A 13,109-nucleotide genomic window follows, 5' to 3' on the forward strand; every position below is an offset into this window, starting at 1 on the left:
ACGGATGAAATGTGCTTTAATAACAGGTGGCTCCAGGGGTATAGGCAGGGCGATATGCGTGAAGATGGCCGAGTTGGGGTACTATGTAATTATCAATTATAAGGGCAATGAAGCTGCAGCCATGGAAACGCTGGACGCGGTGAGAGCGAAGGGAAGCGATGGCGAACTGCTGCAGTTCAATGTTGGCAATAATGAGGAAGTACAGGCGGTATTAGGTGGCTGGGTAGACAATAACAAAGAGAAACAGATCCAGGTACTGGTGAATAATGCCGGTATCCGGGAAGATAACCTGCTGTTCTGGATGAACAGTGACCAGTGGAGAAATGTGCTGAACATCAGCCTGGATGGCTTCTTTAATGTCACTAAACAGGTGCTGAACAATATGCTGATGAAACGTTACGGACGTATCATCAATATCGTCTCCCTGTCTGGTATTAAAGGCCTTCCCGGTCAGACGAATTACTCTGCGGCCAAAGCAGGCGTAATCGGCGCAACGAAAGCGCTGGCCCAGGAAGTGGCTAAGCGTGGGGTAACAGTGAACGCAGTCGCTCCGGGTTTTATTAAAACGGATATGACGGCCGAACTGAACGAGAAAGAGCTGGCGGCACAGGTGCCTATGAACCGCTTTGGTACGCCGGAAGAAGTAGCGGAAGCGGTTGCCTTTTTTGCATCTTCATCCTCCTCTTACATTACAGGCGAAGTTTTGTCAATTAACGGAGGACTATACACATGATTATAATCAGGAGCAGAGGACAGTATCGGTAAGTGGTAGCTGGTCTCAGGTTCCTGGTCCAAATTGATTTATATGAACAGAGTGGTGATCACAGGATTGGGAGTTTATTCCTGTATAGGCAAGAACCTGGAGGAGGTACGTGATTCTTTATATAAAGGAAAATCCGGTATTATTCTGGACCCGGCCAGGAAGGCCTTTGGATACCGTTCGGGTTTGACAGGCTATGTAGACCGTCCGGACCTGAAAGGAGTGCTTGACCGCCGCGCCCGCATGATGATGCCGGAGCAGGCGGAATTTGCTTTTATGAGCACCAGGGAAGCGCTGGAGCAGGCTAAGATAGATCAGGATTATATAGAGAAAACGGAAGTGGGCCTGCTGTTTGGTAATGACAGTTCTTCCAAGCCTGTGATAGAAGCTACCGACATTATGCGGGAGAAGAAAGATACCATGCTGGTGGGTTCCGGTTCTGTGTTTCAGACCATGAACTCTACCGTGAACATGAACCTGGCCACCATCTTCAAGCTGAGAGGAATTAACTTCAGCGTGAGCGCGGCCTGTGCGAGTGGTTCCCATGCCATCGGGCTCGGTTATATGTTCATCCGCAATGGTATGCAGGACTGTGTGGTGTGTGGGGGGGCGCAGGAGATCAACATTTACTCTATGGGTAACTTCGATGCCATTGCCGCGTTTTCTGTCAGGGAGAATGAGCCTGAAAAAGCCAGCCGTCCGTTCGATCGTGACCGTGATGGCCTGGTGCCCAGTGGTGGCGCGGCAACAGTGATCCTGGAAAGCCTGGAATCAGCCCGGCGCAGGGGAGCAAATATCCTGGCGGAGGTGATTGGTTATGGGTTTTCTTCCAATGGCGCGCATATTTCCAACCCGACAATAGACGGACCTGTGCGTTCTCTGCAGATTGCCTTACAGGATGCAGGCCTGCAGGCGAAGGATATCGAATACATCAATGCACACGCTACCAGCACGCCGGCAGGAGATGCCAGTGAAGCGGCAGCGATCGACCAGGTATTTGGCGGCTCAAGACCATATGTCAGCTCTACCAAGTCGATGACAGGGCATGAATGCTGGATGGCGGGAGCGAGTGAAATTGTTTATTCCATGCTGATGATGCAGAATGGTTTTATTGCACCGAACATTAACCTGGAGAATCCTGATGGAGCAGCTACCAGATTAAATATCAACAATACTACCATTAATAAAGATTTTAATATATTTTTGTCTAATTCATTTGGCTTTGGGGGCACCAATTCATCCCTGATAGTCAAAAAATGGACAAAATAAATAGTTAACTGTCAACACTTTAATACCACAAAAGCGGCAATATTTAATATCTGCCCGGATATTTATACCTTTGAGGGACTAAAACAGAAGCAAGGAAGGTTGATCAGCTAAAACTATCATTAAAGAAAAATTATAAGGTACATAAGGACCGGATTAACAGCCAATCTAAGCGAACTTTTTTCTGATAATCACGTATATAGATCAACCTATATCCTAGAGTTACACTGATATGGACAAACAAGAAATCATACAAATCACGAATGCATTCCTGGTAGAGGAATTTGAAGCGGATGGAAGCAAGATAACGCCTGATGCCAACCTGAAAGCTACCCTTGACCTGGATAGCCTGGACTACATTGACCTGGTGGTTGTAATTGAAAATAACTTCGGATTTAAGGTAAATCCGGAAGATTTTCAGGGAATTGCCACTTTCCAGGATTTTTACGACTACGTGGCTAATCGTATCAAACAAAAAGAACTGGTATAATGCCTTCCTGGGAGGGGAAATCCAAGGGAAATAAGCTGGGGTACAGTATTTTTATCGGGACATTGCGTTATGGGGGCGTACTGCCTGCTTATGTATTATTAAGGTTTGTTGCCGCATATTATTTTCTGTTTTCCTACAGCTCTTCACGCCCCATTTTTCAATATTTTCATACCAGGGTAGGACATGGCTGGTGGCGATCATTGCTCAGCGTATACCGGAACTACTATGTATTCGGTCAGGTGCTGATCGATAAGGTTGTCGTGATGTCCGGTATCAGGAACCGGTTTACCTTCGAATTTGAGGGAGAACAGTACCTGCGCGAAATCACTGCTGCAGGCAAGGGCGGTATCATGCTCAGTGCCCATTTGGGAAACTGGGAAGTGGCCGGGCACCTGTTCCGGCGCCTGGAAACGCGTATCAATATTGTCATGTTTGACGGCGAGCATGAGCGCATCAAGAAGTACCTGTCATCCGTGACAGGTGAACGTAATGTGAATATTATTGTTATTAAGGATGATTTATCGCACATTTACGCCATTAATGAAGCGCTGAGCAACCAGGAGCTGGTATGTATGCATGCAGACAGGTTCCTGGAAGGCAATAAAACGGTAACCGCATCCTTTCTGGGGGCGGATGCCCGCTTTCCGGCAGGTCCATTCCTGCTGGCGGCCACGTTCAGGGTGCCGGTATCGCTTGTATTTGCTTTTAAGGAAACCAGCAGTCATTATCATTTATATGCAACTCAGCCAAGAGAATATCATGGACGCCGCAGGCAGGGCGTAGAAACTGCCGTTCAGGATTTTGTTCATGAGCTGGAAGCGATGGTTAAGAAATATCCTGAACAATGGTTTAACTATTACGATTTTTGGGAAATACCGGAAGATAAATAAGCAGATTTTATGTTCATCCACACCGACAACGTTACAGCATATATACCGCAACGCACACCGATAGTCATGATCAGCGGCATATTGGAAGTAAAGGACAACATCACCCGTACCGGCCTGCAGATTGCAGCCGATAATCTTTTTGTGGAAGATGGCGTGCTGAAATCGCCCGGACTGCTGGAGAACATGGCGCAGACTGCGGCTGCCCGTGTAGGATATATAGCCCAGCAGGAAAATACCCCGGTTCCTATCGGCTTTATCGGCGCCGTAAAAGACTTCGAAGTGTTTGAATTCCCTCCCGCCGGATCCTTCATTGAGACCACCACGGAAATACAAAGTCAGGTGTTCAACGCTACCATGGTAGCTGCTAAAGTGACCCTGAATGGAAAGGTAATGGCGCAATGTGAACTGAAAATTTTCATAAACCCATAAAAATCCATTTGTAATGACCACCTTAAAGAAATGCCTGCTGGCAAGTTTTGCTTTAGTATTTGTATGCCTGTCTGCGGGACGCAGCCATGCACAGACCCTGAAAGAATTTTTCAGCAATGAATCTACCCCATTGACCTACCTCGGTGTTGATTTCTCTGCCGCCAAAATAGAAGGAGAGACTGCAACTGCCGCAGAAATTGTCAATAAGTTCGAGCCGATCAATAACGTGATCGTTACAGAATCCAAAAAATATGACATTGCCGGCACCTTCAAAAGGACCAGCGTGAGCAATTTCCTGGAAGCTGTACAGAAACTCAATGAAGGTGTGAATCCTGCTACCATCAAGGCCAATGGTGTGGCTGACCTGGAAAAAGGATTGACAGCTGCAGACATTGACAAGCATGTAAAGAAGTACGATCTCCATGGTCAGAAGGGCATCGGCCTGGTATTCATCATGGACGGTATGAGTAAAACAAACAAGGAAGCTTACGTATATGCTACACTGATAGATCTATCCAGTAAAAAGGTACTGCTGACGGAACGTTTTACCGGGAAGGCACAGGGCTTTGGTTTTCGTAACTACTGGGCTTATACCATCTATAAAGTGCTGAATTCCATCGATCATGGAAAATATAAAGAGTGGAAGTCTAAAGCTGAAGCTACTGCCGAAACAAGGGTAGCTGCTGTAGAAAGCCAGGCGAGCCTGATGTAATTAATCCGGAAAAATAAAATGATGAGCCCTGTATTGACTGAGCGTGCGAATATACTTGTGAAGTTCAATGAAGCCGATCCACTGGGAATAGTATGGCATGGACATTATATTCGCTATTTTGAAGATGGGAGAGAGGCTTTCGGTGAGAAATACGGGCTGCGCTACCTCGATATTTATAAAGAAGGATATACCGTACCTGTTGTGAATGTACAATGCAATTATAAACGTTCACTGAGATACGGAGACCGTGTAGTTGTGGAAACCAATTATGTGAATACCGCCGCTGCAAAGATCAGGTTTGAATATAAGCTATACAATTTTGCAACCGGTGAGCTGGTAGCTGATGGTAGTTCTCTCCAGGTATTCCTGGACGTGGCTACATCTACACTGCAGCTGACCATCCCTCCATTTTTTGAAAAATGGAAAGCACAGCATGGGCAGATCATTGCTCCTAATAATGTGAAAAGATGAAAAGTGTGTATGTAGTGGCAGATAATATATTGTCGCCACTGGGCAGAACAACAGAAGAGAACTTTGTAAACGTGAGGGATGGCCTGAGCGGTATCCGGCTGCATGACAATCCTGTCATGTCGGCAGCGCCGTTCTATGCGGCTATGATGGCACCCGACCAGCTGGAAAACAGCTGGAACGAGGAAAGCCTCGAACAGTATACAAAGTTCGAACAGCTGGTGATACTATCCGTGCAGAATGCACTGGACAGAACGTCCATTGACATTACGGATGGTCGTACTGCTTTCATCGTATCCACTACAAAGGGAAACATTGAACTGCTGGAGCAGGAGGAAGATCCTGCCAATGCGCCATTGCAGGAAATGGAGTTGTTCCATACTGCAAAGAAGATAGCACAGTATTTTAATTATACAGAAGATCCTATAGTAGTCAGCAACGCCTGTATCTCAGGCTTGCTGGCTATTTTAACAGCCAGAAGGCTGATCCTTTCCGGCCGTTATGACCACGCAGTGGTAACCGGCGCAGATGTGGTGACCAGGTTCGTATTATCTGGCTTCCAGTCTTTCCAGGCTGTCAGCAGCGAGCCATGCCGGCCTTTCGATGCCAACCGTAAAGGAGTGACATTAGGAGAAGGAGCAGCCACTGTGATACTGACCAATAACGAAGCATACGTTACTCCTTCTTCCATCCGGGTAGGAGCAGGAGCTGTGAGTAATGATGCCAATCACATTTCCGGACCTTCCCGTACCGGGGCAGAGCTGAGCATCGCCATGCAAAAGGCAATGAAAGGTTCGGGGCTGCGGCCTGCAGATATCGGTTTCGTTTCCGCCCATGGTACAGCAACGCCGTACAACGATGAAATGGAATCCAAGGCGCTGCACCTGGCAGGATTGCTGGAAGTGCCTGTGAACAGCCTCAAAGGGTATTATGGGCATACACTGGGTGCGGCAGGGCTCATAGAGGCCGTGATAGGTATGCATGCACTGCAGCAGCAGCTGGTCATTCCCACAGCGGGATTCCAGTCTCTCGGCGTACCTCACCCGGTAATGGTGAGCAATCAGCTGAGCAGCAGGCCTATGCAGCATTTCCTGAAGACAGTATCCGGTTTTGGCGGTTGTAATGCAGCCATGATATTTTCGAAATAATCTAATCTTAATTCAGAATGGAGTTTTTTACTAAAGAAACGAAAACAGCACTACAGGCGCAGGAAGCAGCATTGAGACTGGCTTTTGCGCCGATAGCATTTCAGGCTACCCGTGCCCTTCGTGATATGGGCATCCTGCAGGCTATCAGTGACGCCGGACAAAAGGGACTGACCATTGAAGAAGTACTGGAAAAAGTATCGCTCTCCCGTTATGCCGTACGCGTACTGCTGGAAGCGGGACTCGGTATCGAACTGCTTATTGTGAACGATAAAAGATACATTCTGACCAAGACAGGTTATTTTATCCTGCACGATAAGCTGACCCGCATTAATATGAACTTCTCCCAGGACATCTGCTACCGCGGTATGGATCACCTGCAGGACAGTTTAAAGGAAGGCCGGCCGGTAGGATTAAAAGAGCTGGGCCCCTGGGACACCATCTATCCCGGATTGCCATTGCTGCCACCGGAAATAGGCAAGAGCTGGTTTGACTTCGACCATTACTACTCTGATCTGGCATTCCCACAGGCATTGCCGATCGTATTTGAAAATAAACCCCGTACACTGCTGGACATTGGTGGTAATACCGGTAAATGGACACTGGCCTGCACTGCCTATGATGCAGATGTAAAAGTGACCATGTTCGACCTGCCGGGAGAAATTGCCATTGCACAGCAGCGTACCAAAGAAGCTGGCGTGGCTGACCGTGTGTCTTTCCATGAAGCCAACATCCTGGATGAAAGCCTGCCTTTCCCTTCCGGATTTGACGCTATATGGATGAGCCAGTTCCTTGATTGCTTTTCGGAAGAACAGATCGTATCTATACTGAAACGTTGCCGTGAGGCGCTGACAGAGAACGGTACTATCTTCATCCTGGAACCGTTCTGGAACAGGCAGCCATTCAAATCGGCCGCTTTCTGCCTCCAGCAGACATCCTTGTATTTTACCGCTATGGCGAATGGCAACAGCCAGATGTACCATACGGACGATTTCTTTAAATGTATCGAAGACGCGGGACTACAGATAGTTGAAGAGAATAACCAGATGGGACTTAGCTACACACTGTTAAAATGTAAAAGAAAATAGTCTCCATAATACACTCCATAAAACATATCCATGACAACAGAAAAGGTAGACGTATTAGTGATTGGTGCGGGCCCTTCAGGAACAGTGGCGGCATCCATTATCCACCAGGCAGGCTATTCTGTGAAAATAGTGGAAAAGCTTAAATTCCCCCGCTTTGTGATAGGTGAAAGCCTGCTGCCACGTAGTATGGAAGCGTTGGAAGAAGCCCGTTTTATTGATGCCATTAAGGCCAAAGGTTTCCAGGAAAAGTATGGCGCCAAGTTCGTAAAAGGTAACAAGGTATGCGACTTTACCTTTAAAGAACAGCATACGCCCGGCTGGAACTGGACCTGGCAGGTAACCAGGGCCGATTTTGACAAGACCCTGGCAGATACGGTAGAAGCAATGGGTGTACCTGTGTGCTATGAAACAACAGTGACCGCCATTCGCTTTAACGGATCGGATTCTGTGACTACAGTAGAAGATATACACGGCAATAAAAGTGAAATAGCTGCCCGTTTCATTGTAGACGGCAGTGGATATGGCAGGGTGATCCCCCGCTTGTTCAACCTGGAAAAGAACTCAAACCTGCAGCCGCGTAAGGCCCTGTTTGCACATACAGTGGATGCCCGCCGTTCCATGGCAGACGAGCCTAACCGTATTACAGCAGTGGTACATCAACCAGGTACCTGGATCTGGATCATTCCATTCTCTACCGGAGTGACCTCTGTTGGTTTCGTAAGCGATCCTTCATTTTTTAACAGCTATTCCGGCACACCGGAACAGCAATACCGGGCTTTGCTGGAAGCAGAGCCTTATACCAGGGAGCGTTTCCGTGATGTGGAACTGGTGTTCGAACCACGTATCCTGGAGTCATGGTCTGCCACTACAGACAAGTTCTATGGAGACGGCTTTGTGCTGACAGGCAACGTAACAGAATTTCTGGACCCTATTTTCTCATCTGGCGTAACTTTGGCCTGCGTTTCGGCGCAGACTGCCGCTAAACTGGTGATCCGCAAGCTGAAAGGAGAAGCGGTTGACTGGGAGAAGGAATACATGGAGCCTACCATGCAGGGCGTGAATACTTTCCGCTCTTATGTAATGGCCTGGTATGACGGCACCCTGGACAAGATCTTCTTCTCTGATGATCAGCGCCCGGAAGTGAAAAATCAGATCTGTTCAGTGCTGGCAGGGTATGTTTGGGATATGAGCAATCCTTTTGTACAGCACCATGACACAGCACTGAAACGCCTGGCACGTACCATAGAATTAACACAAATTATAAAACAGGACCAATAGCTTGGACAACGGCGAGGCATATATAACGGGAAGTTGTGTGATCCGGAATAACCGGGTATACAAGGATGGCGTACTGTTGTGGGAAGCACCGCAGGCACCGGAATTAACGGATTTCCTGCGGGCAGGATATGATCAGTTTTCCGGTCAGTATCCCAAGTTCCATAAGATGGACCCGCTGAGTAAGCTGGGCTGGCTGGCTGCAGAAGTACTGCTGAAAGATGCCCCGTTGAGCAGCTATCCGCCCGAAAGTGTAGGGCTGATCCTGGCCAATAAAAGCGCCAGCCTCGACACCGATCTGCGGTACTTTGATACGGTGAAAGACATTGCCAGTCCGGCGTTATTTGTCTACACCCTGGCCAATATCGTAATGGGTGAGATCAGTATCCGTCACGGCTTCAAGGGAGAGAATGCCTTTTTTACCACCGATGCATTTGACCCGGCATTCATGGCCCGTTATATCGGCCAGCTGTTCCTGGAAAACGCAGTTTCTGCCTGTCTGTGTGGTTGGGTGGAAGTAATGGGGCCCAGGTACGAGGTGATGCTGTACAAGGTAGAAGCTACCGGCGGAGGATTGTCATTCAATGCAGACAATCTGCAGAAAGCAGTAAGTATTTAAATTAATATACAGTAATAATAACCATGGAAAAATTGATGGCGGCGCTGAAAGCCCAGATCGTAGAGCAGTTGAACCTGCAGGAAGTAAAACCTGAAGATATCGGGGATGATCAGCCTTTGTTCAAGGATGGATTGGGTCTGGACTCTATCGATGCGCTGGAAATAATTGTACTGCTGCAGCAGCATTACGGTATCCGTATTGCGAATCCTGAGCAGGGACCGGAAATATTCCATTCCGTGCGTACCATCGCTGAATTTATTACCGCGCATCAAACCGCTAAATAATGCATAGTGATGTATGGATTGCCGGAGGTGGCGTCATTTGCGGCATAGGGAACAACCTGCCTGAATGCCTGGAGGCATTCAAACGTATGGAGCCCGGTATGGCCCATATGGAGTATCTGCATTCTGTGCACCGCCATACATTCCCGGTAGTGGAAGTAAAAGCGTCCAACGCCACCCTGGCCGCCTGGACAGGGATGCCCGAAAAGATCAGCCGCACCGCTTTGCTGAGTCGTGTGGCTGCGCAGGAAGCCTGGAAAAGTACCGGTCTTGGAGATATCAGCCAGTACCGCGTAGGTTTTGTTTCTGCCAATACGGTGGGGGGGATGGACAAGACGGAAGACTTCTTTGCAGATTACCTGCAGGATCCGTCCAAAGGTCATCTGAGCCAGGTAGTGCACCATGAATGTGGCGCCATTACTGAACTGGTGGCCGATGCAATGGGCATTCGTCACCATATATCGACTATCAGCACCGCCTGTTCTTCCAGCGCGAATGCATTGATGTATGGAGCAAGGCTTATCAAAAATAACCTGGTGGATGTGGTGATAGCCGGTGGTACCGATGCCCTGACCCGTTTTACACTGAATGGTTTTAATACGCTGATGATCCTCGATCCTGCAGCCTGCCGTCCCTTTGACGACACCCGCGCAGGACTGAACCTGGGCGAAGGCGCGGGATATGTTGTGCTGATCAGTGAAGCGCTGGCCGCAGAACTGCCTGCCAGCCGGCAGCCCTGGTGCCGCCTGAGTGGTTATGCCAACGCCAACGATGCTTATCATCAGACCGCTTCTTCTCCTGATGGCACAGGCAATTTCCTGGCCATGCAGACCGCGCTGGAGATGAGCGGTATCAAACCTGAAGATATCGATTATATTAACCTGCATGGTACCGGTACGCAGAATAATGATGCTGCAGAAGGTTCGGCTATAACCCGTCTTTTTGCACCACATTATCCGCCGGTAAGCAGTACCAAGTCCTTCACAGGGCACACATTGGGCGCCAGTGGAGGCATAGAAGCCGTTTTTTCTGCCTGGGCAGTGAAAGAAGGTGTGATCTATCCTAATGCGAATTTCAGTAAACAGATGAAGGACCTGCCTTTTTCACCTGTTACCAGCTTCGCTGAAGGGCAGCAGCTGCAGCATGTAATGTCAAACTCATTTGGCTTTGGCGGTAACTGCTCCAGCCTGGTATTTTCAAAAAATGCGCAATCGTAAAATATGAACATCTATATACAGGGAACAGGTTGTGTGTCACCGCAGGAAACTGCGGCAGGCAATACATTCCCTGCTGCCGTGCTGCCCTGGGAAGGGCCACGCCTGAAAGCATGGGAGCCTGATTACAAACAATGGATAGATGTGAAGCTGATACGCCGCATGAGCCGTGTTATCAAGATGGGCGTGGCCGCTGCAAAACTGAGCCTGCAGGAAGCCGGCGTGGAGATCCCCGATGCGATCATTACAGGCACTGCCTATGGCTGCCTGGACGATACCGGCGTATTCCTCTCGAAAATGATCAATCAGCAGGAAGAGATGTTAACGCCTACAGCGTTCATCCAATCCACTCACAATACCGTAGCAGGACAGATCGCGCTCATGCTGGGCTGTCATGCTTACAACAACACATTTGTACACAAAGGCTTCTCTTTCGAAAGCGCTTTGCTGGACAGCATCATGATACTGAGAGAAGGTCGTTCTTCCAGCATCCTCGCCGGTGCAATGGATGAACTGACCAATCATAGTTTCAATATCCTCTCCCGTTTTGATCTGTACAAGAAAGAACCGGTTACCCACCAGCAATTGCTGACAAGTAATACGCATGGTACAGTAGCAGGAGAGGGAGCCGCCTGTTTTGTGCTGGGAACCGAAAAAGGGCCCAATACAAAGGCTAAACTGACGGGACTGACCACTTTATACAAACCGGCAGGAAAGGCTGAAATTTCGCCGGATATCACCTCTTTCCTGGCCGCACATAATTGCAGTCAGGATGAAGTGAGCCTGGTCATCACCGGCCGTAACGGAGATGCCAGCGGAGATGAATGGTATGAGTATGTGGAAAACACATTGTTTGCCGGTAAACCGGTAGCTGGTTTTAAACATCTCTGCGGAGAATATCCTACCGCAGCCTCTTTTGGTATGTGGATGGGCAACAGGATACTGGCGGAACAAAAGGTGCCTGCCGAAGCCCTGTTGAAGGGAAAGGTACCGGAACAATTTAAGAAAGTGTTGATCTATAATCATTATAAGCAAACGCATCATTCACTGATCCTGCTCACGGCATGCTGACACACCGCATTGCAAATATCGGCCTGATCCTGTTGCTGGCAGCGGCGCTGCTGGTGCATAACCTCTGGCTGACATTGCCATGGTGGGTGTTCCTGCTACTGTTGCAGCCTTATATAGCAGCGCTGGTATGGGGAGCATGCAATATCAGATCAGGCTTTTACATACCCGTGGTATGTGCCGCTGATACGAAAGAGAAAGTGATTGCCATAACATTTGATGATGGCCCTCTGCAGCAGCATACACCAGAGATCCTGGATATTCTGCAAAAGGAACAGGCGCCTGCAGCTTTTTTTTGCATCGGTAGCCGGATAGGGGGAAACGAACCACTGTTGCGTCGTATTGATGCAGAGGGGCATGTGATCGGGAACCATAGTTTTTCCCATCACTTCTGGTTCGATATGTTCGGCACTGCAAAGATGCTGACCGAACTAAAACAAATGGATGATACGGTGGAAAGTGTAACAGGTAAAAGACCGCGGCTTTTCCGTCCTCCATATGGGGTTACAAATCCGAATCTCGCCAGGGCCATCAGGAAAGGCGCTTATACGCCCATCGGCTGGAATATCCGCTCGCTCGATACGGTAGCGAAAGATAAAGACCAGCTGCTGGACAGGATCAGACGGGGTATCAAACCGGGAGCAGTATTACTGCTGCACGACTCGATGGAAGTAACAGTACAGGCATTGCCCTTGCTGCTGCAAGATCTGAAGAAAGAGGGGTACCGCATTGAAAGAATCGATAAATTATTAAACATACCTGCTTATGCATAGATGGCTTTTGATATTGGGTTGTATACTGTGCGCGATGCCAATGATGGCGCAGCAGCCGGGCTTTAAACCGGTGGCAGATGCAGCTGCCTTCAAACAACAGTTTGCAAAGGCTTCACAGGCTACACAATCCATTCAGTGCGATTTTGTACAGGAGAAGAACCTGAGCATGTTGTCTGACAAGATCGTATCCAAGGGTAAGTTCTGGTTCAGGAAAGAGAACAAGGTACGCATGGAATATATGCAACCTTCCTATTACCTCTTGGTGATGAACGGTAAGGATATTAAAACAAAAGACGGACAGAAAGAGAACCGCGTATCCACTAAAGGCAATAAACTGTTTGAACAGATCAATAAGATCACGGTTGATTGTGTACAGGGAAATGTAGTGAACAGCGCTGACTTTAATACCCGCATCCTGGAGAATGGCCAGTCTTACCTGCTGGAGCTGACACCGGTGAATAAATCGCTGGCGCAGTATTTTAAATCCATTCACCTGCTGGTAGATAAGAAAGACTACTCTGTATCAAAGATCCAGATGTATGAAGCGGGTGGTGATGATACCAGTATCAGCTTTTTGCACAAACAACTGAACGTAAATATTCCAGATGCGGTCTTTGCTGTTAAATAGTGT

The 13,109-nt window shown here is 48.3% G+C and carries 16 protein-coding genes; all 16 read left to right on the top strand.

From position 1 onward, the window contains the following. The first annotated feature begins 4 nt into the window (after window positions 1–4). Complete coding sequence (gene fabG / locus MYF79_RS09225; protein ID WP_247813546.1) at window positions 5–733, top strand: 3-oxoacyl-ACP reductase FabG; 729 nt, start codon at window positions 5–7, stop codon at window positions 731–733. Between the two features lie 72 nt (window positions 734–805). After that, window positions 806–2,029: a beta-ketoacyl-[acyl-carrier-protein] synthase family protein gene (locus MYF79_RS09230; protein ID WP_247813548.1), complete on the top strand. Its 1,224-nt coding sequence runs from the start codon at window positions 806–808 to the stop codon at window positions 2,027–2,029. A gap of 229 nt (window positions 2,030–2,258) precedes the next feature. Beyond that, window positions 2,259–2,516, top strand: coding sequence for an acyl carrier protein (locus tag MYF79_RS09235; RefSeq protein ID WP_199657582.1), 258 nt, complete (start codon window positions 2,259–2,261; stop codon window positions 2,514–2,516). After that, the gene (locus MYF79_RS09240; RefSeq protein ID WP_247813549.1) at window positions 2,516–3,406 is read left to right on the top strand and encodes a lipid A biosynthesis acyltransferase; all 891 of its coding nucleotides are present in this window, start codon (window positions 2,516–2,518) and stop codon (window positions 3,404–3,406) included. Before MYF79_RS09235 ends, MYF79_RS09240 begins: the two co-directional genes overlap by 1 nt. 9 nt (window positions 3,407–3,415) lie before the next feature. Continuing rightward, on the top strand, window positions 3,416–3,835 hold the full coding sequence (locus tag MYF79_RS09245) for a 3-hydroxyacyl-ACP dehydratase (RefSeq protein ID WP_247813550.1): 420 nt from the start codon (window positions 3,416–3,418) through the stop codon (window positions 3,833–3,835). 13 nt (window positions 3,836–3,848) lie between these two features. Beyond that, on the top strand, window positions 3,849–4,547 hold the full coding sequence (locus tag MYF79_RS09250; RefSeq protein WP_247813551.1) for a hypothetical protein: 699 nt from the start codon (window positions 3,849–3,851) through the stop codon (window positions 4,545–4,547). A gap of 18 nt (window positions 4,548–4,565) precedes the next feature. After that, window positions 4,566–5,018 carry an acyl-CoA thioesterase gene (locus tag MYF79_RS09255; RefSeq protein ID WP_247813553.1) on the top strand — a complete coding sequence of 151 codons (453 nt, stop codon included), beginning with the start codon at window positions 4,566–4,568 and terminating at the stop codon, window positions 5,016–5,018. Continuing rightward, on the top strand, window positions 5,015–6,163 hold the full coding sequence (locus MYF79_RS09260; RefSeq protein ID WP_247813555.1) for a beta-ketoacyl synthase N-terminal-like domain-containing protein: 1,149 nt from the start codon (window positions 5,015–5,017) through the stop codon (window positions 6,161–6,163). Before MYF79_RS09255 ends, MYF79_RS09260 begins: the two co-directional genes overlap by 4 nt. A gap of 17 nt (window positions 6,164–6,180) precedes the next feature. Beyond that, window positions 6,181–7,248: a methyltransferase gene (locus MYF79_RS09265; protein ID WP_247813556.1), complete on the top strand. Its 1,068-nt coding sequence runs from the start codon at window positions 6,181–6,183 to the stop codon at window positions 7,246–7,248. 30 nt (window positions 7,249–7,278) lie between these two features. Beyond that, window positions 7,279–8,526, top strand: a complete 1,248-nt coding sequence (locus MYF79_RS09270) for an NAD(P)/FAD-dependent oxidoreductase (RefSeq protein WP_247813557.1) — start codon at window positions 7,279–7,281, stop codon at window positions 8,524–8,526. Between the two features lies 1 nt (window position 8,527). Continuing rightward, window positions 8,528–9,142: a beta-ketoacyl synthase N-terminal-like domain-containing protein gene (locus MYF79_RS09275; RefSeq protein WP_247813558.1), complete on the top strand. Its 615-nt coding sequence runs from the start codon at window positions 8,528–8,530 to the stop codon at window positions 9,140–9,142. A gap of 23 nt (window positions 9,143–9,165) precedes the next feature. Then, window positions 9,166–9,426, top strand: coding sequence for a phosphopantetheine-binding protein (locus tag MYF79_RS09280; protein ID WP_089838859.1), 261 nt, complete (start codon window positions 9,166–9,168; stop codon window positions 9,424–9,426). After that, complete coding sequence (locus MYF79_RS09285; protein ID WP_247813560.1) at window positions 9,426–10,640, top strand: beta-ketoacyl-[acyl-carrier-protein] synthase family protein; 1,215 nt, start codon at window positions 9,426–9,428, stop codon at window positions 10,638–10,640. The genes MYF79_RS09280 and MYF79_RS09285 overlap by 1 nt, the downstream gene beginning before the upstream one ends. Before the next feature lie 3 nt (window positions 10,641–10,643). Next, window positions 10,644–11,708 carry a beta-ketoacyl synthase N-terminal-like domain-containing protein gene (locus MYF79_RS09290; RefSeq protein WP_247813561.1) on the top strand — a complete coding sequence of 355 codons (1,065 nt, stop codon included), beginning with the start codon at window positions 10,644–10,646 and terminating at the stop codon, window positions 11,706–11,708. After that, window positions 11,702–12,478, top strand: coding sequence for a polysaccharide deacetylase family protein (locus MYF79_RS09295; protein ID WP_247813562.1), 777 nt, complete (start codon window positions 11,702–11,704; stop codon window positions 12,476–12,478). The genes MYF79_RS09290 and MYF79_RS09295 overlap by 7 nt, the downstream gene beginning before the upstream one ends. Further along, window positions 12,471–13,106, top strand: coding sequence for an outer membrane lipoprotein carrier protein LolA (locus MYF79_RS09300; RefSeq protein ID WP_247813563.1), 636 nt, complete (start codon window positions 12,471–12,473; stop codon window positions 13,104–13,106). The genes MYF79_RS09295 and MYF79_RS09300 overlap by 8 nt, the downstream gene beginning before the upstream one ends. Window positions 13,107–13,109 lie beyond the last annotated feature (3 nt).

Origin of the sequence: Chitinophaga filiformis (assembly GCF_023100805.1) — a bacterium.
In the GTDB taxonomy this organism is placed as follows: Bacteria; Bacteroidota; Bacteroidia; order Chitinophagales; family Chitinophagaceae; genus Chitinophaga; species Chitinophaga filiformis_B.

What these genes read in the sequence shown, in the direction of transcription:
- MYF79_RS09300 (WP_247813563.1), top strand. Translation starts at nt 12,471, where the DNA reads ATGCATAGATGGCTTTTGATATTGGGTTGTATACTGTGCGCGATGCCA.
- fabG (WP_247813546.1), top strand. Translation starts at nt 5, where the DNA reads ATGAAATGTGCTTTAATAACAGGTGGCTCCAGGGGTATAGGCAGGGCG.
- MYF79_RS09295 (WP_247813562.1), top strand. Translation starts at nt 11,702, where the DNA reads ATGCTGACACACCGCATTGCAAATATCGGCCTGATCCTGTTGCTGGCA.
- MYF79_RS09240 (WP_247813549.1), top strand. Translation starts at nt 2,516, where the DNA reads ATGCCTTCCTGGGAGGGGAAATCCAAGGGAAATAAGCTGGGGTACAGT.
- MYF79_RS09280 (WP_089838859.1), top strand. Translation starts at nt 9,166, where the DNA reads ATGGAAAAATTGATGGCGGCGCTGAAAGCCCAGATCGTAGAGCAGTTG.
- MYF79_RS09285 (WP_247813560.1), top strand. Translation starts at nt 9,426, where the DNA reads ATGCATAGTGATGTATGGATTGCCGGAGGTGGCGTCATTTGCGGCATA.
- MYF79_RS09260 (WP_247813555.1), top strand. Translation starts at nt 5,015, where the DNA reads ATGAAAAGTGTGTATGTAGTGGCAGATAATATATTGTCGCCACTGGGC.
- MYF79_RS09250 (WP_247813551.1), top strand. Translation starts at nt 3,849, where the DNA reads ATGACCACCTTAAAGAAATGCCTGCTGGCAAGTTTTGCTTTAGTATTT.
- MYF79_RS09235 (WP_199657582.1), top strand. Translation starts at nt 2,259, where the DNA reads ATGGACAAACAAGAAATCATACAAATCACGAATGCATTCCTGGTAGAG.
- MYF79_RS09255 (WP_247813553.1), top strand. Translation starts at nt 4,566, where the DNA reads ATGATGAGCCCTGTATTGACTGAGCGTGCGAATATACTTGTGAAGTTC.
- MYF79_RS09245 (WP_247813550.1), top strand. Translation starts at nt 3,416, where the DNA reads ATGTTCATCCACACCGACAACGTTACAGCATATATACCGCAACGCACA.
- MYF79_RS09270 (WP_247813557.1), top strand. Translation starts at nt 7,279, where the DNA reads ATGACAACAGAAAAGGTAGACGTATTAGTGATTGGTGCGGGCCCTTCA.
- MYF79_RS09230 (WP_247813548.1), top strand. Translation starts at nt 806, where the DNA reads ATGAACAGAGTGGTGATCACAGGATTGGGAGTTTATTCCTGTATAGGC.
- MYF79_RS09265 (WP_247813556.1), top strand. Translation starts at nt 6,181, where the DNA reads ATGGAGTTTTTTACTAAAGAAACGAAAACAGCACTACAGGCGCAGGAA.
- MYF79_RS09290 (WP_247813561.1), top strand. Translation starts at nt 10,644, where the DNA reads ATGAACATCTATATACAGGGAACAGGTTGTGTGTCACCGCAGGAAACT.